This is a genomic window from Mesorhizobium sp. ESP6-5, assembly GCF_020164695.1.
In the GTDB taxonomy this organism is placed as follows: Bacteria; Pseudomonadota; Alphaproteobacteria; order Rhizobiales; family Rhizobiaceae; genus Mesorhizobium; species Mesorhizobium australicum.
Window position 1 is genome coordinate 67,060 of sequence record NZ_JAIUGR010000021.1, and the last position, 23,261, is coordinate 90,320.

At 62.8% G+C, this 23,261-nt stretch carries 24 protein-coding genes and 1 tRNA gene; 11 read left to right on the forward strand and 14 right to left on the reverse strand.

The features are described 5' to 3' along the window. Positions 1-179: 179 nt before the first annotated feature. The gene (locus LB524_RS27505; protein ID WP_224531455.1) at positions 180-1,388 is read right to left on the reverse strand and encodes an acyltransferase family protein; all 1,209 of its coding nucleotides are present in this window, start codon (positions 1,386-1,388) and stop codon (positions 180-182) included. A 123-nt stretch (positions 1,389-1,511) separates the two neighbouring features. On the opposite strand from LB524_RS27505, the gene speB reads away from it, so the two are divergent. Together speB and argC are read left to right on the forward strand one after the other, a co-directional pair. Then, a complete protein-coding gene (gene speB, locus LB524_RS27510; protein ID WP_015318212.1) occupies positions 1,512-2,519 on the forward strand; it encodes an agmatinase in 1,008 nt (335 codons plus the stop codon). Positions 2,520-2,549: 30 nt separating this feature from the next. Next, a complete protein-coding gene (gene argC, locus LB524_RS27515) occupies positions 2,550-3,476 on the forward strand; it encodes an N-acetyl-gamma-glutamyl-phosphate reductase (protein WP_224531457.1) in 927 nt (308 codons plus the stop codon). Positions 3,477-3,784: 308 nt separating this feature from the next. Here the strand turns inward: argC and LB524_RS27520 are convergent, their stop codons facing one another. Next, positions 3,785-4,876 (reverse strand): COX15/CtaA family protein, encoded by a 1,092-nt coding sequence (locus LB524_RS27520; RefSeq protein ID WP_224531460.1) that lies wholly within the window; start codon positions 4,874-4,876, stop codon positions 3,785-3,787. A gap of 153 nt (positions 4,877-5,029) precedes the next feature. On the opposite strand from LB524_RS27520, the gene LB524_RS27525 reads away from it, so the two are divergent. Next, on the forward strand, positions 5,030-5,245 hold the full coding sequence (locus LB524_RS27525; RefSeq protein ID WP_015318215.1) for a DUF2842 domain-containing protein: 216 nt from the start codon (positions 5,030-5,032) through the stop codon (positions 5,243-5,245). 23 nt (positions 5,246-5,268) lie between these two features. Here the strand turns inward: LB524_RS27525 and LB524_RS27530 are convergent, their stop codons facing one another. Further along, positions 5,269-6,327 (reverse strand): polysaccharide deacetylase family protein, encoded by a 1,059-nt coding sequence (locus tag LB524_RS27530; protein WP_224531463.1) that lies wholly within the window; start codon positions 6,325-6,327, stop codon positions 5,269-5,271. Positions 6,328-6,416: 89 nt separating this feature from the next. On the opposite strand from LB524_RS27530, the gene LB524_RS27535 reads away from it, so the two are divergent. Then, positions 6,417-7,646 carry a GNAT family N-acetyltransferase gene (locus LB524_RS27535; protein WP_224531466.1) on the forward strand — a complete coding sequence of 410 codons (1,230 nt, stop codon included), beginning with the start codon at positions 6,417-6,419 and terminating at the stop codon, positions 7,644-7,646. Positions 7,647-7,725: 79 nt separating this feature from the next. Here LB524_RS27535 and LB524_RS27540 read toward each other — a convergent pair whose 3' ends face one another. After that, a complete protein-coding gene (locus tag LB524_RS27540) occupies positions 7,726-10,044 on the reverse strand; it encodes a GumC family protein (RefSeq protein ID WP_224531468.1) in 2,319 nt (772 codons plus the stop codon). Positions 10,045-10,296: 252 nt separating this feature from the next. On the opposite strand from LB524_RS27540, the gene LB524_RS27545 reads away from it, so the two are divergent. The 5 genes from LB524_RS27545 (at position 10,297) to LB524_RS27565 (ending at position 15,022) form a co-directional block, all read left to right on the forward strand. Then, a complete protein-coding gene (locus LB524_RS27545) occupies positions 10,297-10,860 on the forward strand; it encodes a polysaccharide biosynthesis/export family protein (RefSeq protein WP_041163468.1) in 564 nt (187 codons plus the stop codon). 10 nt (positions 10,861-10,870) lie between these two features. Next, positions 10,871-12,001, forward strand: coding sequence for a glycosyltransferase (locus LB524_RS27550; RefSeq protein WP_224531471.1), 1,131 nt, complete (start codon positions 10,871-10,873; stop codon positions 11,999-12,001). A gap of 86 nt (positions 12,002-12,087) precedes the next feature. Then, positions 12,088-13,623, forward strand: a complete 1,536-nt coding sequence (locus tag LB524_RS27555) for an undecaprenyl-phosphate glucose phosphotransferase (protein WP_224531474.1) — start codon at positions 12,088-12,090, stop codon at positions 13,621-13,623. Further along, positions 13,620-14,909: an O-antigen ligase family protein gene (locus LB524_RS27560; RefSeq protein WP_224531478.1), complete on the forward strand. Its 1,290-nt coding sequence runs from the start codon at positions 13,620-13,622 to the stop codon at positions 14,907-14,909. Before LB524_RS27555 ends, LB524_RS27560 begins: the two co-directional genes overlap by 4 nt. Before the next feature lie 36 nt (positions 14,910-14,945). After that, a tRNA-Pro gene (locus tag LB524_RS27565) sits at positions 14,946-15,022 on the forward strand. A gap of 89 nt (positions 15,023-15,111) precedes the next feature. Here LB524_RS27565 and LB524_RS27570 read toward each other — a convergent pair. Further along, a complete protein-coding gene (locus tag LB524_RS27570) occupies positions 15,112-15,573 on the reverse strand; it encodes a YbaK/EbsC family protein (RefSeq protein ID WP_140617044.1) in 462 nt (153 codons plus the stop codon). Positions 15,574-15,774: 201 nt separating this feature from the next. Further along, the gene (locus tag LB524_RS27575; protein WP_015318224.1) at positions 15,775-16,059 is read right to left on the reverse strand and encodes a helix-turn-helix domain-containing protein; all 285 of its coding nucleotides are present in this window, start codon (positions 16,057-16,059) and stop codon (positions 15,775-15,777) included. A 276-nt stretch (positions 16,060-16,335) separates the two neighbouring features. Between LB524_RS27575 and LB524_RS27580 the strand changes: the two genes are divergently transcribed. Beyond that, a complete protein-coding gene (locus tag LB524_RS27580; RefSeq protein WP_224531481.1) occupies positions 16,336-16,950 on the forward strand; it encodes a hypothetical protein in 615 nt (204 codons plus the stop codon). A 273-nt stretch (positions 16,951-17,223) separates the two neighbouring features. Here LB524_RS27580 and LB524_RS27585 read toward each other — a convergent pair whose 3' ends face one another. The 8 genes from LB524_RS27585 to LB524_RS27620 form a co-directional block, all read right to left on the reverse strand. Beyond that, positions 17,224-17,361: a hypothetical protein gene (locus LB524_RS27585; protein WP_157163662.1), complete on the reverse strand. Its 138-nt coding sequence runs from the start codon at positions 17,359-17,361 to the stop codon at positions 17,224-17,226. 256 nt (positions 17,362-17,617) lie between these two features. Next, the gene (locus tag LB524_RS27590) at positions 17,618-17,920 is read right to left on the reverse strand and encodes a hypothetical protein (protein WP_224531484.1); all 303 of its coding nucleotides are present in this window, start codon (positions 17,918-17,920) and stop codon (positions 17,618-17,620) included. Positions 17,921-18,008: 88 nt separating this feature from the next. Beyond that, complete coding sequence (locus LB524_RS27595; RefSeq protein WP_015318228.1) at positions 18,009-18,548, reverse strand: MerR family transcriptional regulator; 540 nt, start codon at positions 18,546-18,548, stop codon at positions 18,009-18,011. A 215-nt stretch (positions 18,549-18,763) separates the two neighbouring features. Continuing rightward, positions 18,764-19,087 carry an integration host factor subunit alpha gene (locus LB524_RS27600; RefSeq protein WP_010915609.1) on the reverse strand — a complete coding sequence of 108 codons (324 nt, stop codon included), beginning with the start codon at positions 19,085-19,087 and terminating at the stop codon, positions 18,764-18,766. Between the two features lie 101 nt (positions 19,088-19,188). Next, on the reverse strand, positions 19,189-20,160 hold the full coding sequence (locus LB524_RS27605; protein ID WP_015318229.1) for a beta-ketoacyl-ACP synthase III: 972 nt from the start codon (positions 20,158-20,160) through the stop codon (positions 19,189-19,191). 9 nt (positions 20,161-20,169) lie between these two features. Next, a complete protein-coding gene (gene plsX, locus LB524_RS27610) occupies positions 20,170-21,240 on the reverse strand; it encodes a phosphate acyltransferase PlsX (RefSeq protein ID WP_041163469.1) in 1,071 nt (356 codons plus the stop codon). Positions 21,241-21,353: 113 nt separating this feature from the next. Then, complete coding sequence (locus LB524_RS27615; RefSeq protein ID WP_224531486.1) at positions 21,354-21,902, reverse strand: YceD family protein; 549 nt, start codon at positions 21,900-21,902, stop codon at positions 21,354-21,356. Between the two features lie 3 nt (positions 21,903-21,905). Continuing rightward, positions 21,906-22,448 carry a ubiquinol-cytochrome C chaperone family protein gene (locus tag LB524_RS27620; RefSeq protein ID WP_140717551.1) on the reverse strand — a complete coding sequence of 181 codons (543 nt, stop codon included), beginning with the start codon at positions 22,446-22,448 and terminating at the stop codon, positions 21,906-21,908. Between the two features lie 114 nt (positions 22,449-22,562). Here LB524_RS27620 and LB524_RS27625 point away from each other — a divergent pair, with 114 nt between their 5' ends. Continuing rightward, complete coding sequence (locus LB524_RS27625; protein WP_015318233.1) at positions 22,563-23,078, forward strand: outer membrane protein assembly factor BamE; 516 nt, start codon at positions 22,563-22,565, stop codon at positions 23,076-23,078. Positions 23,079-23,261: the final 183 nt, after the last annotated feature.

Sequence of the window (23,261 nt, forward strand, 5' to 3'; positions counted from 1 at the left end):
GTGAACGAAGCCGGCTAAAGCGCGTCGCATCGAAACGGATTCAGGCGCCGCGCTTTACAGCACGTCGCGGCGAATCGGATTCGCCCGACCGCTGTAAGCTCCTGATTTTATGCATATCGTCTTGCCCAAACCGAGCTCACTTTGGGCGACATGCATTAGCGATTGGATGGCGATGCGGGTCAGACGCGCTTCGACAGCCGGCGGAACCAGGCCATCGCAGGCATTTCGACCAGGCGCCATGTCGCCCACGACACGGCGATAGTGGCGGCGAACATGACGACGATCGCCACGGTCCCCGTCCAGCCGGCGCCAAAGCCGGTCGCGGGCTCGCCACGCAGTACGATGTCGCCAACCAGGCCGAGGCCGAGTTTGCGCTCGACCAGCCCGGCGACATTGATCAGGCGCGCCTGAACGAAGATGTGGACCATGTAGATCGAATAGGACAGCGCGCCGAGCGTCAGCATGAACGGCGTCCTCAGCAACGCGCTGATCCAGCCGCCTTCATGGGCGAAGAGAAACAGCGCCAAGGCGAACACCAGGGGCGCGGCGATGCCGGCGTCATTGTCGCCCGCCAGCGAGACAAAGAGAGCGATGACGACCACCATGACGATTTCGGCAACAGTCCAGCTCATCCTCGGGCCGTTTGCGGCCAGAACCTGTCGCGCTCCTGCAATGGAATCATGCTGAAACCAGGCCAGCAGGGCGCCCAGCGAGAAGCCGTAGAGGCAGCGGATGAAGCCGAAATCATAGGACACATCCATATGATGCGTGGAGAAGCCGAGCAGGAACAGCGGCGCGGTGACAGCGGCGGCGACCAACCATATCCAGGCGCGCGCGCCGGCGACGAAGACCACCCCGGCAAACAGGAGATAGGCAAAGAACTCGGCCGAGATGCTCCAGCTCGGGGCGTTCCAGGTCAACCGATCCTCGAAGCCGACACCTTGCAGCAAAAGGAGATTGGCAGCCAAGCTCCTGAGGTCGAAGCCACCGGTGAAAGGAGCAGCGCCCGTGCCATGCAGCTGCGGCAGCACGAGCCGCAGCAGCTCGAAGGCGGCAAAGGCGGCAATCATGACCAGATGCAGCGGATAGATGCGGCCGAAACGGACCAGCGCGAAGCGGCAGACCTCCTGCGTGCGGCCGAGCCGATCGGCATAGCTGGAGGCGATGACGAAGCCGGAAAGGACGAAGAAGAAGTCGACGAAGAGATAGGACGAACCGATAAAGCTGCTCTGCGAGACCGTCGAGGCGGTCGGGAAATGAAACAGCGCCACCAACAACGCGCAGATGCCGCGCCACGAATCGAGAACCCGGAACCGATCGCCGGCGATCGTACCGGTGTGGGTCGACACCACGGCATCCGACGGATTAAGAAACGCGGTCTGCGTCATGATGATACAAGTCCTGTCCTGCCGTGGCACCCGGGCGGCGCGGTTTCGTCTCCCCAAGCCGTGACTGGCATCTTCCATGCCGGTTCTGTAGTTGTTGCACCCCGATGAAAACGAGGACCCGTAATGGCGACCAACACCATCGACCATGCCTTCACCGCCCGCTCCAAAACGGGTGGTGCCCTCGAGCCGACCTACTCCGGCGCGCTGTCTTTCATGCGGCGCAAATACACCAAGGACGTGAAGGGCGCGGATGCGGTGGTGTGGGGCATTCCCTTCGACGCCGCCGTCACCAACCGACCGGGCGCCCGGTTTGGGCCGCAGGCGATCCGCCGCGCCTCCGCGATCCTCGACAACGACCCGCAATACCCGTTCTCGCGCGATCTGTTCGAACACCTTGCCGTGGTCGATTATGGCGATTGCCTGCTCGATTCGGGCAACCATCAGAAGACGCCCGGCACGATCGAGCGCGAGGCGGCCAAGATCCTGAAATCAGGCGCCTTCCTGCTGACGCTCGGCGGCGACCATTTCGTCACCTGGCCACTGCTCAAGGCGCACGCCGCCATCCACGGACCGCTGGCCTTGGTGCAGTTCGACGCCCATCAGGACACATGGCCCGATGACGGCAAGCGCATCGACCATGGTTCCTTCGTCGGCCGCGCGGTCAAGGAAGGCATCATCGATCCCGATCGCTCGATCCAGATCGGCATTCGCACCCATGCGCCCGACACATTCGGCATCAAGATTCTCCATGGCCATGAAATCGAGGAAATGCGCGCCTCCGACATCGCCTACGCGATCGTCGATCGCACCGGTGGCAAGAAGACCTATCTGACCTTCGACATCGACTGCCTGGATCCGGCCTATGCGCCGGGAACCGGCACGCCGGTTTCGGGCGGCCCGTCGTCGGCGAAGATCCTGTCGACGCTGCGCCAGCTGAACCAGGTCGATATTGTCGGGGCCGATGTCGTGGAGGTTGCGCCGGCCTACGATCACGCCGATATAACGGCGATCGCCGGCTCGATGGTGGCCATGCAATATCTCGGCCTGCTGGCCGAGCGAAAGGCCCGGCTCGAGGAGCTGAACAACGGCAACCACAATGGTGCCACGGTCAATCATGGCAACGGCATATAATTTCGAGATATCAGGGAACTTGATCAGGCAATGAAACCGAAAATCTTCATCGATGGCGAGCACGGCACCACCGGCCTCCAGATCCGGGCGCTGCTTGCCGAGCGCGGCGATCTGGAGATCATTTCCATCCCGATCGAGCGCCGCAAGGAAACGGCCGCCCGCGCCGAATTCCTCAACGCCGCCGATATCGCGATCCTATGCCTGCCCGACGATGCGGCCAAGGAAAGCGTCTCGCTGATCGCCAACGAAACCACCAAGGTCATCGATGCGTCGACCGCGCATCGCGTGGCCGAAGGCTGGGAATATGGCTTCGCCGAACTGGACAAGGAGCAGGCGAAAAAGATCGCCACGGCCAAGCGCGTCGCCAATCCCGGCTGCTGGCCGCAGGGGCCGATCGCGACGCTCAGGCCACTGGTCACCGCAGGCCTGCTGCCGGCCAGTTTCCCGATCGCGGTCAACGGCATTACGGGCTATTCGGGCGGCGGGCGCCCGATGATCGAGGACTACGTCGCCAAGGGCGAGGACGCCTCGGAATTCCTGCCCTATGGCCTGACCCTGCAGCACAAGCACGTGCCGGAATTGAAGGCCTATGCGAAGCTGTCGCATGATCCGATCATGCAGCCGGCGGTGGGCAATTTCGCGCAAGGCATGATCACGGTGGTGCCGTTGCAGCTCGGTGGCCTCGACCGCGTGCCGACGGGTGCCGAACTTCACGCCGCCATTGCGGACCATTTCGCCGCGATCAAGGACGGCGTGGTCGAGGTGGCGCCCTATACGCATCTGGAACGCGTGCCTGACATCGATCCGGAGATCTACAACGGCACCAACCGCATGAAGGTCTATGTCTTTGCCAACGACAGCAGAGCCCAGGCGCTGCTGCTGGCGGTCTACGACAATCTCGGCAAGGGCGCTTCGGGTGCGGCCGTCCAGAACATGGACCTGATGCTCGGTCTCTGATGGATGCACCAGCCTTTCCAGCGCGCTGGAAGGTCAGCGAACCGGAACTCATGGCCGAGACCTTTTCGAGCGGCATCTGGAAGGTGCGGCTCGAGGACGGCTCCCCAGACCGCCAGGTGCATATCGCCGTCGCCCCGGCCAGGCTCGATGCGCTCAAGGCCGCTGACAGGGTTGCCAAGGCAAATCAGGACCAGGCGGCCAGGCCGACCAGGACAAATCGGCACCATCCGCCGCCGCACTGCGTCAGGCTGAATTCGACGGCGAGAAGACGACCCAGTCGAACGAATTCTGGATGTGATCGGCTGCACTCAACGTCCGACGGCAATCTCGTTGGGTAAGGGATAGGCGCCCTTGGTGCCGCGCCAATGCGCGGCGGCAAAGCCCAGCACGACGAGCGCGAAAGCCTGATGGGTCAGCGCCATGTGCAGTGGCACCTGCATCAGCAGCGTACCAATACCGATCGAAGCCTGCACCAGCACTAGAACGAACAACAGTGTCGCGCGTCGCGCATGCGTTGAGCCGGGCAGACGCAGACGCGTGGCGATCATGTGCCAGAGCGCGACGGCGAAGACCGTATAGGCGGCAAGCCGATGGATGAACTGCACCGTTTTCGGACTTTCGAAGAAATTGCGCCACGCCGGCTCGAGCACGAGCAGATCGCCGGGGATGATCCGGCCGTCCATCAGCGGCCAGGTGTTGTAGCTCATGCCGGCGTCGAGACCGGCAACCAGGCCGCCGAGATAGATCTGGACCAGCGCCAGAAGCACGATGAAACCAGCCAGCCGCTGCGTCGAGCGATCGGCCGCGGGCTCGGAATGCGGCGCAAGGCCACGCGCGACGACCATGGTCGCGGTAAAGATAAGTGCCGCCAGCGTGAGATGCGTCGCCAGCCTGTACTGGCTCACCGACACGCGGTCGACCAGGCCGGACGCCACCATCCACCAGCCGATGGCCCCCTGCAGGCCGCCGAGAAGCAGAATGCCGACCAGTTTCGGCCCAAGGCCGCGCTCGATGCGACGCGTCGCCCAGAAGACCAGCAGCGGCAAGGCAAAGACCAGGCCGACGCTGCGCGCCAGCAGGCGATGCGCCCATTCCCACCAGAAGATCGACTTGAACGCCTCGACGCTCATGCCCTTGTTGAGTTCGGCGTATTGCGGGATCTGTTGATAGCGCTGGAATTCCTCCTGCCACTCGGCGTCGTTGAGCGGCGGGACGACGCCATGGATCGGCTGCCATTCGGTGATCGAAAGGCCGGATTCGGTCAACCGCGTGGCGCCGCCAACCAGCACCAGCGCGAACAGCACCAGGAGCACGACGTAGAGCCAGCCGCGCACGAGCGCCCGGTTGTGCAGGTCGCGGTCGCGGGCCTGATAGGGCGCGGCGGCGGTGATGGCGGCCATGGATATGTCCCGGCAGGTTGAATGTCGCGGATTGGTGAACCATCGCACTCCTGCTGGCAAGGCCGCGCAGCGCGGCACGCCGTCGCGCCCGGTGTCGTGGGTTGCGCGTGCCTTGCGTTCGGCCTAAGCGGTAGCCATCAACGAGGCCAAGACATGCCCATTCGCCTGAAAAAACTGATCGGAATGTTCCTGCTGTTGGCGCTGGTCATCATCTACGCGCTGGTCGCCTCGATCTTCGCCGTCGCCCGCCTGTCGGAATCGGGCGCACTGGTGCAATTCCTGTTCTTCCTCGTCAGCGGCCTGCTCTGGGTGCTGCCGGCAATGGGCATCATCAAATGGCTGATGCTGGAGCCGCGGACTAAGCGCTGAGCCCTGCCCGGTCATGTCTTACGTCAGACTGTAACAAGCATCTTGCCGGCATTGGCGAGCGGGGTCGTCACGCCCGACAGCATGGTGCGGATGTGGGCGAGGCTCTGGTAGCGGCCATTGACCGAAATGCGCGGCAAGGCATGCAGGAAGCCGGCATGTTCGGCGCGAAGCACGCCGTGGCGGGTGGTCACGGCGGAAGCATAGCCGGCGTCGCGCGCAAAGCCCACTTCGCGGCAGCCAACGGCGCTCGCATAGCCATAGGGATAGGCGAAATGGCGCGGCTCCTCGCCAAGCCCGGTCCGCAGCATGTCCTTGACGGCGCCGATCTCGCGCCGCGCATCGGCCTCGGAAAGCCGCTTCAGATTGCTGTGGCTGATCGTGTGGGCGCCTATCGTCACCAGCGGGTGCGCGGCGACGGCTCGGATCTCATCCCAGTTCATCAGCGTGCGCAGGCGCGGGGCGTCGGCGTCGACGCCATTCGACGCGGCGAGACCGCGCAGCACGGTCCGCAGGTCTTCCTCGCGGACCTCGGTGGTGAAATAGGCATGCAGGCGGGCGATGGCCTGATGTTTCCTGGCGGGGGTCCCGCAATCGATCACCGCAGGGCCGTTCGATGTGGCCAAAGTCAGGCGGTCGCATGCATTGACGATATCCTCCACCACATCCCACCAAAGGTGGGCGGAGCCATCGATCAGCCCGGGCGCCACATAGATGGTGAGCGGCGTGCCATGCTTTTCCAGCACCGGCAGGGCCTCGGTCATGTTGTCGCGATAGGCATCGTCGGCGGTGATGGTGGCGAACCGGCCGCCCTTGCCGCCTGCCTCGATACGCTCCACCGCTTCATCCATCGAAACGAAGGCATAGCCGCCCGCTTTCATGTCGGCGATCACGGCATCGAGGAAACTGGGCGCGATGTTGAGGTGCCGGTTGACGCTGTCGGGCTTTTCGGGCGTCGCCGTCACGCGATGCAGCATCAGGATGGCGCCGATGCCGCCGACAAACGGCCTGGCCAGCGGTGCGAGGCCGGTATAACGGGCGACGTTGAGCGCCAGTTTCCGGATTGCCTCCCCACCGTCGATCATTCATTCACCTTTTGCGCCTAGGCTAACCAAGCACGGAATACGCCCGAGCGCCCCCCAAATCGGGATCAATACGCCTTAAGGATTGAGGTATGGTTGACGCAATCGCGTCATTTGACGGCAAGCGGCTCGCGGCGAGCCAGGCCACGCCACGCACACTACCCAGAAATGCCGCGGGGCCGTCGGTTTCCATTGCCGCCGCCGAGGGGCTCGCGGCATATGCGACGTTCTGTCGTTCGGCGCTCTGTGCTCCAGCGCAAAGTGCGGCATGGGTGTTGAACTGGGCCGCCGAGGTCAGGCCCGACCTGCTCATTGCCACGCTGGAACTGGAGGGCAAGCCGGCCTTCGCACTGGCGTTGGAGGTGGTCAAGCGCGGCCCGTTGCGGGTCGCCCAGTTCATGGGCGGCCGCCACGCCAATGGCAATTTCTGCGCCGCCGAACCGCAATGGCTGGCCAGCGGCGACCTCACAGCCATCCAGTCGATGCTCGCGGCGATCGCAAGATTCCGGCCCGATATCGATCTCATCGCGCTGGAAAGATTGCTGCCCGATCTCGACGGCACCGCCAATCCGCTGGCATCGCTCGATCACTTCGCCAGCCCCAATCTTTCACTGGCCGTCGATCTCAGCGGCGGATTCGATGCGCTGCTGTTGCGCGCCAGCGGCAAGCGCAAACGCAAGAAGCATCGTTCGCAGACGCGCAAGTTCGAGGCTGTCGGTAGCTACCGGCGCGTCGAGGCGAGCAGCGACGGCGATGTGGAGAGGCTGCTCGACGCGTTCTTCGAGATGAAGGAACAGCGCTTCCGCAAGATGGGCATCGCCAACGTCTTCGGTGACGACCGGACACGCGCCTTCTTCCGCGGGCTGTTCAAGCAAGCACTTGGCGAGGACAAGCCTTGCTTCGTGCTGCACGGGCTGGAAGTCGCCGGCAAGCTGCGCGCCGTCACTGGAGCGAGCCGCTCGGGCAGGCGGCTGATCTGCGAGTTCGGAGCGATCGCCGAGGATGATCTTGCCCACACCAGCCCGGGGGACTTCCTGTTCTTCGACAACATCCAGGATGCCTGCCGGAGCGGGTTCGCGGTTTATGATTTCTCCGTCGGAGACGAACCTTACAAGCGGTTATGGTGCGATATCGAAACCCGGCATTTCGAGGTTCTCGTCCCGCTGACGCTCAAGGGCCGTGCGCTGGGACAGGCGCTTCGGCAGGGCGCGCGACTGAAGGCCTTTGTCAAGAACAGCCCGGCAATCTGGAAGCTCGCCAAGCTGCTGCGCCGCAAGGCCGTTGGACAGACAGCGCCCGTGCCCACGGAAGACGAAAACTAGCCCCAATACGCCACAGGATATTCGATGTGACGACGCTGGAACTCGAATAGACCTGATGGGCCTCTGAACAGCTGTTATCTCAAGCAGCCGAACGCCGCCCCGGCACCGGATTCCCTGGCGGCTCGTGGCCGAGCGGCGTCACCAGCGTCAGGTCGGGATAGCCGCTCTCGATCAGCTTGACCGCGGCCTGCGTCACCTCGTCGTCGGCCTCCAGCATGGACAAGAACACCTCGGTGGCCTCACCGCCCAGACGGCTGATGCCTTGTGCATCGGCCGGCCCGCACTCGACCACCACCAGATCGTAGGCTGTTGTCAGCGACTGCATGATGATCGGCAGCCGATCGGCGGCACGCATGGCACGGATCGGATCGGCGGTGCCGACGGGGATGACATGGCAGTCGGAATAGAGGTCGCCATGGATCACGTCGCTGAACTGCGCCTGCGACGCCAGCAGATTGGTGATGCCGGGGAAAAGCCCGCTGTCCAGCATCGGGCGCGAGGCAGCCCCTGAGGCAGTGAGGTCGAGCAGCAGGACGCGCAGTCCGGCGTCGGAAACCTCGCGCGCCACCAGGATCGCCGACGCCGCCGCTTCATCGCCCTCGGGGGAAACGAATATGGCGCGCGCGGCCCCGCTGGCGATCAGCTTCTCGGCTGCCTTCTCGACGTCGATCTCGCCGAGCACGGAGCGCGGCCGCCGAACCTCCACGGGTTCCGGCTCAGCCATGGGCTCAGGCTCTGCCACGGGTCCAGATTTGGTCAAGGATTCGGATTTGGTCAAGGGTTCAGGCTCGACGATAGGCTCCGCTTTGGCGACGGGCTCGACCTCGGCGGCGGGCCGCGGCTGGGCCGGTGTTTCGGTGACCGTTTCGGGCCATGATACGTCGGCGGTGCGAGTGGCGCGCTCAGTGGCGACAGCCGGTTCGAGGCGGGTGGACGGCTCCTGATAGGCGGCCGGCGGCATCGTCACCTCGTCGATCGGCTCAAACCGCGCGCCCCTGGCCGGGCGCATGGCACGGCCCGAGAAAAGCTCCCGCAGCAGCGTGAACACGGCCGCCAGCAGAAGGGAAGCCGCGGCGGCAGCACCGACGATCGGCCCGACCTTGGGGAAGTATGGCTCTGCGGGGACCGAAGCCGGTGAGGCGATGCGGGCGTCGACCGGGATATAATTGCGATCCTGACGCGACGCCGCCTCGCGATAATTGGTCAGGTAGAGTTCGAGCTGCTGGCGCTTGGCGGCGGCATCGCGCTGCAGCGCGTCGAGACCGACCTGCTGCTCACCGGCCTGCGCCGAAGCAGCCTTGAGTGTGTTGACGTCGGCGACGAGCTGGCTTTCGCGCGCCTTGGCGGCATCGGCCTGCATCGCCAGGCCCTTCATGATCTTCTGGGCTTCGCTGCGGATCTGCGCGTCGAGATCGGTCAGTTGCGATTTGGCCGCGCGAACACGCGGATGATTGTCAAGCAGCGTCGTCGACAGATCGGCGATGTTGGCGCGCAGCTCGACCTGGCGCTCCCGCAAGCGCTGGATCAGATCGGAAGACAGCACTTCCGGCAGCGAATCCAGCGATCCGCCGTTCTGCAGCGCCTTGCGCACGCTCTCGGCCGTGCCTTCGGCCGCGGCCCGGTTGGCCCGCACCCGCGACAACTCGGTCGACAGCTCGGCCAATTGCTGGGTGGCCAGGGTGGAATTGTTGCCGCCCATCAGGAGGTCGGACTGCGAGCGGTAAGCCGCGACCTTGGCTTCGGCATCCCTGACCTGCTTGGACAGGTCGGCGATCTCGGGCGCCAGGAAGTCGGCGGCGGCGGTGTTCGATTCGCTCTTGGCCGCGCCCTGCCCCGCAATGTACGCGGCGGCAATGGCATCGGGGATGGCGGCCGCGAGCTTCGGATCTTCCGAGGAGAACTCGATGGCAATGATGCGAGTCTTTTCAACACCGTAGACGTTGAGCTTCTCGCGCATCTTCTTCAGGACACGTTCATCGGCCGGAACATCCATCGGGTCGTTCTTAAGGCCAAGCAGGATCAGCACGCGACTCAGCGACGACATGTTGATCGTCTCGTCAAACTCGGGCAGTCGCGACAGGCCGAGCTTCTGCGCGACCTGCTTGAGGATCTCGTTGGACGAAATTATCTGGACCTGGGTAGCAACGCCCTGCTCGTCGAGGATCGGCTTGTCGCTGTCTGGATTGCTGCTGGCGGGCCGCGTGTAGACCGATTCTCGCGGGGCGATCTCCACCTGCGTCTGGGCCTTGTAATGGCGGGTCGCGAACGACGCAGCCACGAAGGCAAGCCCCGTCACCACCAGAACGAAGACCAGAATCCGCAGCCAGTTGCGTCCCAGGCTGGCGAAGAGCTGCCTAAGATCAACGTCGACGTCTGCGGCCGCGGATTGAACGGACATGCATCCCACTCCGAAACTGGATCAGCATGCACCGTAAACAACTATGGTAACCCAGCCGTTAAGATCACGGTAAGCTTCCGTTAGGATTTTGCCGGGGCCGACAAAAAATCGATAAAATAGCAAAACCTTGCCTGCTAAAACGCTATTGGCGCGCTCCTTTACCGGCCATTAACCCTAACAGGATGATAACGGACCCGATCCCAGATGTTTGCTGCGACATCGCAGCGGCCAGTCGAAGGTACCTGTCCGGTCATGAAAAGCACTGCTTCCCTGTTTCGCGCACTGCTTGCCGTTTCGATGCTCGCCGGCTGTTCCAGCTACCGGCCGACGCCGGCCGCCTTCCACGAGGTCCTCGAACAGCCCTATCGCCTCGGCGCAGGCGACCGGGTCCGCGTCACTGTGTTCGAACAGGAGGGCCTGACCAACAGCTACAGCGTCGACCAGTCCGGTTATATCTCCTTCCCGCTCGTCGGCGCCATACCGGCACGGGGCCATACCGCGCAGCAGATGGAAAAGGAGATCGCCGACAAATTGCGGCAGGGCTATCTGCGCGACCCCGACGTCTCGGTCGAGATCGATCGTTACCGGCCGATCTTCGTCATGGGCGAAGTGGGCGCCGCCGGCCAGTATTCCTACGTGCCCGGCCTGACGGTGCAGAAGGCCATCGCCATTGCCGGGGGCTTCACGCCACGCGCCAACCAGGAGAGCGTCGACATCACCCGCGATATCAACGGCAAGGTGATAACTGGCCGTGTGGTCACCTCCGATCCCCTGCTGCCGGGAGATACTGTCTACGTCCGCGAACGTCTGTTCTGACAGACACCTCGTGGCGGACAAGCTCAGGATCGTCCACTGCTTTCGCTCACCCGTGGGAGGAATTTTCCGGCACGTGCGCGACCTGGCGGAAGCGCAGGTCGCCGCCGGCCACATGGTCGGCATCGTCTGCGACTCGACCACCGGCGGTGAATTCGAGGAGCGTCTTTTCGGGCAGATGGAGGACGTGCTGGCGCTAGGCATCCATCGTACGCCAATGCAGCGTCACGTCGGCCCGGGCGACCTCGCCTCGGCCCGGCGCACCTACAGGATCATCAAGGAATTGCGGCCGGACGTGCTGCACGGACATGGCGCCAAGGGTGGCGCCTATGCCCGTCTGTTCGGCTCATTGTTGCGGGTATCAAGGTCTCGCGTAGCCCGCCTCTATTCGCCGCATGGCGGCTCTCTCCACTATGACGAGAACACAGCCACCGGAAAGCTGTTCTTCGCGCTCGAGTATCTCATGGCGCGCTTCACCGATTGCCTGCTGTTCGTCTCCGACTACGAGCGGCGGACCTACCGCAGGAAGGTGGGTGAACCGCCGATCCCGAACACGCTGGTCTACAATGGACTTCGCACCACCGAATTCGAGCCGGTAGCCGCCAGGGCCGATGCGGCTGATTTGCTCTATATTGGCATGATGCGGGACCTCAAGGGCCCGGATATCTTCATCGATGCCCTGGCCGCCGCCGCTCCCCGGCTCGGCCGCGCACCGAGTGCGGTGATGGTCGGCGACGGCGACGACCTGCCCCGCTACCACGCGCAGGTGAAACGCCTCGGGCTTGAAGACAATGTCCGTTTCCTGCCGCCAATGCCGGCCCGGGAGGCCTTTGTGCTGGGGGCGCTCGTCGTCGTTCCTTCGCGCGCGGAAGCCATGCCCTATACCGTGCTGGAGGCACTTGCCGCGGCAAGACCTGTTATCGCGACCTCGGTCGGCGGCATACCGGAGATTTTCGGTCCAAGCTCCCCCGCCCTGATTCGCCCGGATCCGGCCGAGCTCGCCGACAAAATGAGCCAGGCGCTGGGCGACCTTGCCACCTATCGCCGATTGATGCCTGACGAATCCACGCTCAGGGCGCGCTTCGGCGCCGACGTCATGGCCGCCGAAATCGAGAAGGCCTACTTCGCCGCGCTCGCAAGTTAGCTCAGGCCCTTCCAAAGCCACAGGTTGTTTCAAGGGTTTCTTAGCTCTCTTTTGCTAATCACCCTGGGAAGCTTGCGGACTGTTCCATGAACGAGATCGACCCCGCGCACCGCTTTTCATCAGAAGCGGTGCGTCACTTCGACGGGCCTGCCGATGGCGACAAGCCCGGCGGCATGAACGACGTTGCCCGGCAGGTCGCGTCGCAATACCGGCGCGATACGATGTCGCCGATCATGGTCAGCGGCGTGCTGCGCATGGTCGAATTCGCGGTGCTGTTCGTCTCGGGGCTCGGCGTCTATTTCTACTATGTCGGATTCTTCAATTATCTCGCCTGGCAATATCCGCTGACGATCGCCGCCGCATCGTTCCTCGCCGTGGTGCTGCTCGATGTCACCGATTGCTACCAGGTGGTGTCCCTGATGCGGCCGCTCGCCAATTTTGGGCGCATCCTGCTGGTCTGGGCCGGCACCTTCGCGCTGATGGCGCTGACGGCATTCGCCATGAAGATGTCGCAAGACTATTCGCGCCTGCTGTTCGGCACCTGGTTCGTCGTCGCCTTCATCTGCCTCTACGGTCTCAGGCTGGTGATGTCGAGGCTGATCCGGCGCTGGGCGCGCGATGGCAGCATGGAACGGCGCGCCGTCATCGTCGGCGGCGGCAAGGCGGCGGAAGTGCTCATCCGCTCGGTGGAAAAGCAGCCTTACAACGACATCCGCATCTGCGGCATCTTCGACGATCGCAACGACAAGCGTTCGCCATCCCTCGTCGCCGGTTATCCCAAGCTCGGCACGATTTCGGAACTGATCGAATTCGCCCGCATTGCCCGCATCGACATGCTGATCGTGTCGTTGCCGCTGACCGCCGAATCGCGCGTTCTGCAATTGCTGAAGAAACTGTGGGTGCTGCCGGTCGACATCCGGCTGTCGGCGCATTCCAACGCGCTGCAATTCCGTCCACGCGCCTATTCCTACATCGGTTCAGTACCGATGCTCGACATCTTCGACAAGCCGATCAACGATTGGGATTCGGTCGCCAAGCGCGCCTTCGACCTCATCTTCAGCCTCATCGGCATCGTCGTGTTCTCGCCTGTGATGCTGGCCGCCGCGATCGCCATCAAGCTCGACAGCAAGGGACCGGTGCTGTTCAAGCAGAAGCGGCATGGCTTCAACAACGAGATCATCGAGGTCTACAAGTTCCGCTCCATGTACACCGACCGGTCGGATCCGACCGCCAAGCAGACGGTGACCAAGAACGATCCGCGCGTCACCCGTGTCGGCCGCTTCATCCGCAAGACCTCTATCGACGAACTGCCGCAGTTCTTCAACTCGCTGCTCGGCTCACTGTCGCTCATCGGTCCGCGCCCGCACGCCATTGCCGCGCAGTCGCACAACCTGCTCTACAACGAGGTGGTCGACGGTTATTTCGCGCGCCACAAGGTCAAGCCCGGGGTCACCGGCTGGGCGCAGATCAATGGCTGGCGCGGCGAGATGGACACCAATGAAAAGATCCGCATGCGGACGGAATACGACCTCTACTACATCGAGAACTGGTCGCTGCTTTTCGACCTGCGGATCCTGTTCCTGACGCCGGTCCGGCTCTTGAACACGGAAAACGCCTATTGAGCGCGATCAGCCATGATCTGCCGCGTGCGGCGGTCAACGCCAAGCTGATCACGCTGATCTCCTCGAGCGCGGTCGTGCTCGGCATTCTTCTGTCCGGCTTCGTCATCAGCGAGCCGGCGCCTTACGAAATCTACATGGCCGCGCTGATCGCCATCTGGGCGCTGTTCGGCCTGAGGATGTCGCGCGCGGCCATGCCGCTTCTGGTGCTGCTGGTGACGATGAACATCGGCGGCATGATTTCCATGACGCAGATGGCGGATCTCGCCAACACCCCGCTTTATCTTGCCGTGTCGCTGTTTCTCGCTTTCAGCGCGGTGTTTTTCGCATCGGTTACGGCCACGCAGCCGAACCTCTACCGGCTGATCTTCAATGCCTATGTCGTTTCGGCGGTGGCGACGTCGCTGCTTGGCATAGCGGGCTATTTCCACGCCTTCCCCGGTGCCGAAATTTTCACCAAATACGACCGCGCCGCCGGCGCCTTCCAGGACCCGAATGTGTTCGGGCCGTTCCTGGTGCTGCCCGGCATCTATCTGCTTTATTTGCTGCTGACGGGCCCAGTCACGCGTATGCCGCTGCTGGCTGTGCCGCTGCTGATCATCAGCGCCGGCATTTTCTTCTCCTTCTCGCGTGGTGCCTGGGGCATGTTCGCGGTCTCGGCCATCCTGCTCACCGGCTGCCTGTTCCTGCAGAGCGCCAGCGGCATGTTCCGGCTCCGGGTGGTGATCATGACGATCGCCGCGCTGTCGCTGCTGGCCATTGCCATCATCATCATCCTGCAACTGCCCGGTGTGTCGGAGATGTTCTCCAGCCGCGCGCATCTGGAACAGAGCTACGACACCGCACGCCTGGGCCGCTTCGCCCGCTACACGCTCGGTTTTCAGATGGCGATGGAGCACCCATTCGGCATCGGGCCGCTGGCCTTCGGCACGATCTTCGGCGAGGACACACACGACATCTGGCTGAAGATGCTGATGGACTATGGCTGGCTCGGCTTCGTCTCGTTCCTGACGCTGGTCATCTGGACGATCTCAGCCGGATTCCGCATCCTGCTGCGCGACCGGCCGTGGCAGCCTTACCTCCTATGCGCCTACGTCGCCTTCATCGGCAATGTCGGGCTCGGCACCTTCATCGACATCGACCACTGGCGCCATATGTATCTGCTGCTCGGCTTGATCTGGGGCGCCATAGCGCTCGAATACCGCCATCAGCGGCTATTGCGGCCGGTATTGCCGGGTCCACCAGCCATCACATCGGCACCGGTACGATTAACGCCGAATTTCGGTTGACCCGAGCCGGGTTATCACGATACATCGCGACCGGTCCGGAGTGTAGCGCAGCCCGGTAGCGCACTTGACTGGGGGTCAAGGGGTCGTCGGTTCGAATCCGGCCACTCCGACCATTTCGAAGCAGGACTTGTCCCCAAAAGTCCGCCCTGCCGCATCACTCGATTGTCGAATCGCCCGCTTTGTCCGGCTCAAGCTCCGGCTACTACGCTTGGCACACATCGACCCACTCGGCACCGGTAAGATCGGCCATGCGCTGTGGTACAATCCGGACAGCGGCATTGGTGGCGCCGGCGGCGGGGACGACTTCGTCGAATTGGCGCAGCGAGACGTCGCAATAAACCGGCAGCGGCGACGGCAGGCCGAACGGGCAGACGCCGCCGACCGGATGGCTCGTGGCAGCGACAACCTCTTGCGCGTCCAGCATGCGCGGCTTGCCGCCGAACTGGTCCTTGAACTTGCGGTTGTCGAGCCTGGCGATGCCGCTGGTCACGACCAGCATGGTGCGCTCGCCGACGCGAAGACAGATCGTCTTGGCGATCTGCGCCGGCAACACACCATGCGCCTCCGCCGCCAGCGCCACCGTCGCCGAACTTGATTGCGTGACGACGACCTCGATATCAGGCGCGCGAGCCGCGAAGAAGGCACCGACGGAATCCAGGCTCATGTCGAAAAACTCACGGTTCAGCCCCCCTGCACGGCGGATGCGTTTGGCGCGGATGGATACCGCGCATATGGACACGTGCGATCTGCAAACCGGCAAGTTCTGCAAATCGGCAAGCCCGGCCTGCAGGCGAACGCCATGGCATCCACAAGAAACCCGCCAAGCGGACCTTGGCGGGTTTCTCGCGCATGCCTGGCGCCGATTCTATGCCTGAGGCCGGCCTTGTGCGGCCAGCGTCGGTACGGCGGAAGCAATAGGAGCTTCCTGCGGCAGACGAAGCGCGGACGCAATACGACGCAGCTTCGCCGGGTCGGCCGCCCGGCCGCTCTCGATGTCCTCGATTTCTTCGACCGAGAGGCCGCAGGTCAGCGAAAGCGCTTCGAGGCTGTACCCGCGCGTTTCCCGCATTGCCCTGAGGGCGTTGTAGTCCGGTCCGATCTCGTTGGCTAATGGTTCGGAGGGGGCGTGGCTTTTTGCATTGTTGGGCATTGGCAACTCCGTTGGCTGAAAGCGTTTGATCAAAATGGGATGTTGCCTGAGACGAGCAGGAAGATGCCCTCTCGCCAGCGATTTGCCAAGCGCCAATCTGGCCGTCACGGCATCGTGACCCGGATGCCCATGGGGCTGCCACGCCCTGTCCCGATCAAGTTGTTTTGAACGCGCGAGCGGGTTTTGCCCGGCAGTTTCGCCCCACCCGTTCGTTATCTCGACGTCGCTGGCGTGAAACCATTCCTTTCGGCCAGCCTTTTCCAAAAGGATACTCCAATGAACCTCAAGACACCTCTCCTCGTGCTCGGCACCATTTCCATGCTTTCCGGCATCGGTGTGGCCAGCGCGCACGCGGCGGTCACATTGCGCGTGCGCGGCACGGTCGTCAGTTTCGAGCCGTCGCTGCTGACCGTGAAAACCCGTCAAGGCGACACGGCCGCGATCAAGCTGAAAGACGGCTGGAAGCTTTCAGGCGTCGCCAACGCATCGGTAAAAGACATTAAGCAGGGCGATTTCGTCGGCATCGCCTCCGTCTCCAAGGCTGACGGCGGCAGCGGCGCGCTGGAAGTGGTGGTCTTTCCAGCGGCCTTGAAAGGCACTGGAGAGGGTGATCGCCCTTGGGACCTGGAGCCGAACAGCCGCATGACCAACGGCACCGTCGCGGACGTCACCGACATAAACGGGCGTGCCGTGACGCTGACCTATGACAATGGGCAGACGAAGAATATCTCGATCCCCGACGGAACGCCTGTCGTGACTTTCGCGCCGGCCGCCCCGACCGATCTCAAACCAAGTGCGACGGTCTTCGTTACCGCTCAGCGCGAGGCGGACGGCACGCTGAGTTCCAGCCGCGTCGTGGTCGGAAACAATGGTGTGATCCCGCCCATGTAAGCCAAAGCAGCCGGCTTCGGCCCTGGCAATCATGGGGCAGGAAGCCGGTTCCTGGGAAACAGTTCAGAAACAAGATTCTACAATCGGGAAATACTGACGAAAAAATTCAGGAGCGTAATTCCGTTCGCGGCGGTCGGGATATCGGCCCGATCGATACCTGCTTGCGAAAAAGGAAACGATCCAATGAAGAAATCCCTCCTCTCGGCCCTCGGGCTTGCAGCTGCAATGGCTTTCGCGGTGCCGGTGGTCGGCGCGACAAGCGCGGACGCGGCCTCAATGGCAAAGCATCATCACCATCGTCACCACCATCATCACCGTCACCATCATCGCCACCACCATCATCACATGAAGAAGATGGGCAACAAGGCCTAAGCACCGCAACGAGAAGACCAGCCCTGGCTTCTTGTCCAAGGCTGGTTTTCTCCTGGTCACAATGCCAGGCCGGGACTACTGGACAAACCCGGCGATCGCCGCGGAAATCGAGCGGCTGTGGCGGATCGATCGATCCGCCTTTCTGCACCGGCAGCACAGCGGTGCCGTGCGCCTCCATGTCGACGCGCTTCGGCCAGATACCGGAGCGGTATCGCAAACCGCTGACGTCAATGGGAATAGCGGCCGCGCCCGGAGGGCGAGCCGCGATTTTCTCTCTGAAATTCTTGGGTAGCAGTCAGCGCCGGCTGAACAGCAGGCTGGCGACCAGACCGAGTACGACAAGGCCGACCGCAGCGGCCGCCGCCGGATGGTCGCGTGCCGATTTCTCGATCACCCTGCCCTGTTTGCGGATTGCCGGCATGGCATCGCGCAGACGCTCCGCAAGATCCGAATACGTATCAAGAGCAGCATCACGGCCGTCTTCATAGTAAGCGCCACCCCGCTTCGACACTGCCTTGCGCAACGCGGCGAGTTCCCTCGAGAGAGCCGCGACCTGCTTTTCGAGGTCGATGTCCGAAAGGGTCGAAAATGATGCCATCATGCGTTTCCTTGTCTTGCAGAAGGAAACGTAACGCCTCACCCCAAAGCGAGTTCCAGTTTCGAGGCTTTAAAGCGCTTCGCGGCGGTCAGCGCACCTGGTCGAGCAGGCGCTTGCATTCCAGGAGGTCAAACAGCGCCTCCTGCAGCAGCGCGCGGTTGTCACGCGAGAGCTTCGACGCGTCCGGCGCAACCGGACCTTCCTCGTCGCCCTTGCCCAGGCCGAAAAAGCGGCGGCTGGGCTTGACCCTTGGCTGGCCAACCAGTTCGTCATCTCCGCCGCGCGGCTGGGCTGCCGGCGTCAACGGCACCTGATCGGCCTGCTTGCGCTGCGAGATCGCCTCGACGGCGGCCATGTCGCCATTGCCGATGGCGACCAGGAAATGATTGCCGTTTTCCCGCAGCAGCTTTTGCACGCCCTTGATGGTGTAGCCCTGGTCATAGAGCATATGGCGGATGCCCTTGATCAGTTCGACATCCTGCGGCCGGTAGTAGCGGCGGCCGCCGCCACGCTTCATCGGCTTGATCTGATTGAAGCGCGTCTCCCAGAAACGCAGCACATGCTGTGGCAGGTCGAGATCTTCAGCGACCTCGCTGATGGTGCGGAAGGCGTCAGGGCTCTTGTCCATGGGCGAAATCCTCACGCTGGCGTGTAGCCCGGAACGGTGCTCCGACGAGATCCCGCTCAACAATGAGAAGAGCTTGTTCCGCAGGTGCGGAATCGATCATAAGCCAGAACACCCATCCGGCCATGCTGCCGAATCGGGCCTTATTTCAGCGGTTTGTGAAGCAATATTCAAGTCCGCCGTTGTCGCGGAGCCGGTTTTCAACCGTGCAATCGAGGCTATTTGCCGCCCTTGGCCTTGCTGTTCTGGTGGGAACGCAGGATGCGGTTCTTCAGGACGTTGGACGATTTGAAGGTCATCACCCGGCGCGGCAGGATCGGTACTTCCTCCCCGGTCTTGGGATTGCGCCCGATCCGCTCATTCTTGGAGCGGACATGAAATGTCGCGAAAGACGACAGCTTCACCGTCTCGCCGCGCACGATCGCTTCGCAGATTTCGTCCAGCACCGCCTCGACGAGTTCGGCGGATTCAGTGCGCGACAGACCGACCTTTCGGTAGACGGCCTCGGCAAGGTCGGCGCGCGTAAGTGTCTTTCCCCCCATGCGACCGTCCCATCAGCTCAAACATAAAATCGGCACAACAACGGCAGAGCCTAAGTAATTGATCCGGCAAGGTCAAGGACCGAAACCGGACCGTTCTGCACTTACCAGCGAACCAGAACGGCGCCCCAGGTGAAGCCGCCGCCCATCGCCTCCAGGAGCACCAGATCTCCCTTCTTGATGCGGCCGTCGGCGACGGCCACCGACAGCGCCAGCGGTACGGAAGCAGCCGAGGTGTTACCGTGCAAATCGACGGTCACCACCACCTTTTGCTCAGCTATCCCGAGCTTTTTGGCTGAAGCGTCAATAATCCGTTTATTGGCCTGGTGAGGCACGAACCAGTCGAGATCGTCGGCGGTAATACCGGCGGCCGAGAAGGTCGCCTCGATGACATCGGTGATCATGCCGACCGCGTGCTTGAAGACCTCGCGTCCCTCCATGCGCAGATGACCGACCGTGCCCGTCGTCGACGGTCCGCCGTCGACGAAAAGCTTTTCCTTGTGCGAGCCGTCGGAACGCAGGCTGGCCGCCAGGACGCCACGGTCGGCGATCGTGCCGGCCCCCTCACCGGCTTCCAGAACGACCGCACCGGCGCCATCGCCGAACAGCACGCAGGTCGAGCGATCGCTCCAGTCGAGGATGCGTGAGAAGGTCTCCGAGCCTATCACCAGCACGCGCTTTGCAAGGCCACCGCGGATGTAGAGATCGGCTGTCGTCACCGCATAGACGAAACCCGAGCATACCGCCTGCATGTCGAAGGCAAAACCGTGCTGCATGCCGAGCCGGTTCTGGATCTCGACCGCGGTAGCCGGGAACGTGTTGTTGGGGGTCGAGGTCGCCAGTACGACCAGATCGATATCGCCCGGGGTCAATCCCGCATCGGCAAGGGCGGCACGCGCCGCGGCCTCGCCCAGCGAAGCCGTCGTCTCGTCATCAGCCGCGATATGGCGCTGGCGGATGCCGGTGCGCTGAGCGATCCACTCGTCGGAGGTCTCGACCATACCTTCAAAATCGGCATTCTTCATGATGCGGCGGGGCAGCGCGGCGCCCGTGCCGCGCACAACTGATCTGATCAAAATTCTTTCCTATTCCCTTGCGTCGGTAACGACGTCGGATTTCCTTGATGTCAGGGCATGCGGGTTGCGCGCATGAAACAGGTCGAGGTCGGCCTCGATGCGATCAAGCAGATTGTTGCGCACCATGTCATAGCCGAGTTCGATCGCCGCGGCGAAACCGTCCGAGTCGGCACCGCCATGGCTTTTGACGACGATGCCATTCAGCCCCAGGAAGACGCCGCCATTGGAGCGGCCGACATCCATCTTTTCGCGCAGGCGGTCGAAGGCGCCCTTGGCGAAGACATAGCCGATCTTGGCCATCAGGGTGCGGCTCATCGCGGCGCGCAGATAGCCAGCTATCTGGCGCGCGGTGCCTTCCGCCGTCTTGAGAGCAATATTGCCGGCAAAGCCTTCCGTCACCACGACGTCGACCGTGCCCTTGCCGATATCGTCGCCTTCGACAAAGCCATGGTAATTCATCGAGGCCATATTGGCTTCGCGCAACATGCGTCCCGCCTCCTTGACCTCTTCCTGGCCCTTGATCTCCTCCACACCGACATTGAGCAGGCCAACCGTGGGTCGGGCGATGCCGAACACGGAACGCGCCATGCCGGTGCCGAGAATGGCAAAATCAATGAGCTGGTGCGCGTCGGCGCCGATGGTGGCGCCGACGTCCAGAACCACGCTTTCGCCGCGCAATGTCGGCCATAATGCCGCGATCGCCGGGCGGTCGATGGTCGCCATGGTGCGCAGGCAGAATTTAGACATCGCCATCAGCGCACCGGTATTGCCGGCGGAGATGCATGCATCCGCAGCGCCCGACTTCACCGCCTCGACCGCCTTCCACATCGACGATTTCCAGCGGCCATGGCGCAGCGCCTGGCTCGGCTTGTCATCCATCCTGACCGCGATCTCGCAGTGGAAGAACTCGCTGACCTCGGCCAATTTGGGGAATTTGGCGAGTTCCGGGCGCACCAGTTCCTCACGTCCGTAGATGACGAAGCGGATGTCGGGACGGCGGGTCGCGACCGTCATGAGCGCCGGAATGACCACGGCTGGTCCGTGATCGCCGCCCATGGCATCGATGGAAATCCTGATCACGCGGTATTCATCTCACGGTTAGGCGGCAAGTCGTTTTAGTGATCGCAAAGGTTCGGCGAAAATAGCGGTTTTAGGCTGTCGCACAACCGACTTTTCCGTCGCGAGCGAGGTTTTCAGGATTTTCGCAGCAAGGATCGCAGTTTTTGCTGAAATTCATTCTCGGCCGGTCCGGTGTCGTCATCGGTGCCAATCGAGGCGCCGGGCTTGCGCGGATACGGATCGATGGCCAAGCCGAAGAACTGTTCGGCAAGTGCCCCGACATCGATGGTGTCGCCCGAAAATGTCTCGGGACTGTCGGGGCCGTCGGCATCGAGCAGGATTTCGCCGCCACCTTCGAATCCCTGCCGTCCGAGTTTGGAGTCCTCGGGCAAGAGCAGCGCCTCGAACGGCTCTTCAACATGCGCTTCGATGGGGTCGAGCGTGACGATGCAGGCCTGGGTAATGTCCGCCTCGACACGGCCGCTGACCTTAACGCCGTTGCGCTTCCATGACGTAACCAGCAGTTCGGCGCGATAGGCTTCGACCGACAGCAGCCCATGGGCCTCGGCAAGTGCCGCGCGCTGCGCGGCATCGGCCTCGATCACAACCGGCAGCCCTTTGTGCGGCAGACGCGCGACATTGGCGAAAAAGGATACCGGACTTTGCATATCCACGTGTTTCATCGATCAGCCTCCGTTGGCTACAGGAAACGCCACAGTGCCGGCAACGATCGATTCGGTCGGCTGCGCACTCAGTTGCCGGCTGGCGTCGGCGACATACCCGGCCAAACGCGACGCTTCCGGCCAGCCGCCGGCGTCGGGACGGACATTGCGGGCAAGTGCCGCGGTCAGACCGTCATGGTCGTTTCGTTCCAGCGCATCATCAAAGGCGGCGGTGCGGCCATAGAACATCTTCGCCAGCTTCTTCATGCGTTTTGGCACACCCACGTCACCAATGCCCAGTTCTCGCAGCGAATGATCGACGTCGAGAAAGAATTCGTCGATCAGCACCTGCGCGATCTCTTGCGCCACGCCGTCCTCTCCGCGCAAGCGGTGCTGGACCAGGAACATGTGCAGCGAAAGCATCTCGAAACGGCCAAGCGGCGTGTCCGGCACATTCCAGTGGGAATAAAAAACAGTCTGCCGCGCCGCCGCCACGATTTGTGCGTAAAGCGCGTCGGTGATGGCGCGGTTGGCGTGGCGTTCGCGGCCAAAAAGGCGCTGGAACATGGGGATGGTCTCCGGGGACCGTTTGTTGAATTGGCCTTGTTGCATCGGCAAGCAAGCTGGTTTACCGGTTTTGCGGCCCAGCGCAAGTTGCGGCGATATAATGGAGAATTGTTGTTGCGCGCGCTGAATTTCAAGTCGGGTTTCAATTCCAGGGCTGCCGGCGCGATCTCGCTGCTGGCTATCGTAGCGGCGCTGTCGGCATGCCACACCAACAAGATGATCGGCGACCTCAGTCCGAGCGAGACGTTCACGCAAGGCTATGTCCTCGATCAGCAGGCGATCGATTCCGTGCCGGTCGGTTCCAGCCGCGAGCAGGTGCTCCTTGCACTCGGCACGCCGTCGACCACGGCGACTTTCGACAATGAGGCGTTTTACTATATTTCGCAGACGCGCAAGCGCTACGTCGCGTTCGACAAGCCGAGGCTGGTCGACCAGAAAGTGCTGGCGGTCTATTTCGGCCCGGACAGCCGCGTCACCCAGATCGCCAATTACGGCTTGAAGGACGGCAAGATCTTCGACTTCATTTCGCGCACCACGCCAACCGGCGGCAAGGACCAGAACTTCCTCAGCCAGATCATCAACGGCGCCAGCAAGCTGGCGCCCGGCATTCCCGGCGGCGGCACCCCCTGATCCCTAGAATCCTGCTTCCCTGACTTTGGGGAACAGAAATGTCTCAGGCGACCAAAAACCCGTGGGAGCGATCCCACGGGTCAGACTGCTGACAAACCCCTGGCTTTTGCCGGGGGTTTTTGATTCACTGGGTCATGTTGAAGCGACCCGCCCCTGAACAGACCGCGCTCGAGATGGTAACGT

Bases quoted from the DNA above. Each gene is read 5' to 3' on its own strand.
- speB (WP_015318212.1), top strand. From the start codon at position 1,512: ATGGCGACCAACACCATCGACCATGCCTTCACCGCCCGCTCCAAAACG.
- LB524_RS27575 (WP_015318224.1), bottom strand. From the start codon at position 16,059: ATGCCCAACAATGCAAAAAGCCACGCCCCCTCCGAACCATTAGCCAAC.
- LB524_RS27530 (WP_224531463.1), bottom strand. From the start codon at position 6,327: ATGATCGACGGTGGGGAGGCAATCCGGAAACTGGCGCTCAACGTCGCC.
- LB524_RS27555 (WP_224531474.1), top strand. From the start codon at position 12,088: ATGAACGAGATCGACCCCGCGCACCGCTTTTCATCAGAAGCGGTGCGT.
- LB524_RS27540 (WP_224531468.1), bottom strand. From the start codon at position 10,044: ATGTCCGTTCAATCCGCGGCCGCAGACGTCGACGTTGATCTTAGGCAG.
- LB524_RS27595 (WP_015318228.1), bottom strand. From the start codon at position 18,548: ATGGACAAGAGCCCTGACGCCTTCCGCACCATCAGCGAGGTCGCTGAA.
- LB524_RS27620 (WP_140717551.1), bottom strand. From the start codon at position 22,448: ATGTTCCAGCGCCTTTTTGGCCGCGAACGCCACGCCAACCGCGCCATC.
- LB524_RS27615 (WP_224531486.1), bottom strand. From the start codon at position 21,902: ATGAAACACGTGGATATGCAAAGTCCGGTATCCTTTTTCGCCAATGTC.
- LB524_RS27535 (WP_224531466.1), top strand. From the start codon at position 6,417: ATGGTTGACGCAATCGCGTCATTTGACGGCAAGCGGCTCGCGGCGAGC.
- LB524_RS27570 (WP_140617044.1), bottom strand. From the start codon at position 15,573: ATGAGCCTGGATTCCGTCGGTGCCTTCTTCGCGGCTCGCGCGCCTGAT.
- LB524_RS27505 (WP_224531455.1), bottom strand. From the start codon at position 1,388: ATGACGCAGACCGCGTTTCTTAATCCGTCGGATGCCGTGGTGTCGACC.
- LB524_RS27590 (WP_224531484.1), bottom strand. From the start codon at position 17,920: ATGGCATCATTTTCGACCCTTTCGGACATCGACCTCGAAAAGCAGGTC.
- LB524_RS27580 (WP_224531481.1), top strand. From the start codon at position 16,336: ATGAACCTCAAGACACCTCTCCTCGTGCTCGGCACCATTTCCATGCTT.
- LB524_RS27545 (WP_041163468.1), top strand. From the start codon at position 10,297: ATGAAAAGCACTGCTTCCCTGTTTCGCGCACTGCTTGCCGTTTCGATG.
- LB524_RS27600 (WP_010915609.1), bottom strand. From the start codon at position 19,087: ATGGGGGGAAAGACACTTACGCGCGCCGACCTTGCCGAGGCCGTCTAC.
- LB524_RS27525 (WP_015318215.1), top strand. From the start codon at position 5,030: ATGCCCATTCGCCTGAAAAAACTGATCGGAATGTTCCTGCTGTTGGCG.
- argC (WP_224531457.1), top strand. From the start codon at position 2,550: ATGAAACCGAAAATCTTCATCGATGGCGAGCACGGCACCACCGGCCTC.
- LB524_RS27520 (WP_224531460.1), bottom strand. From the start codon at position 4,876: ATGGCCGCCATCACCGCCGCCGCGCCCTATCAGGCCCGCGACCGCGAC.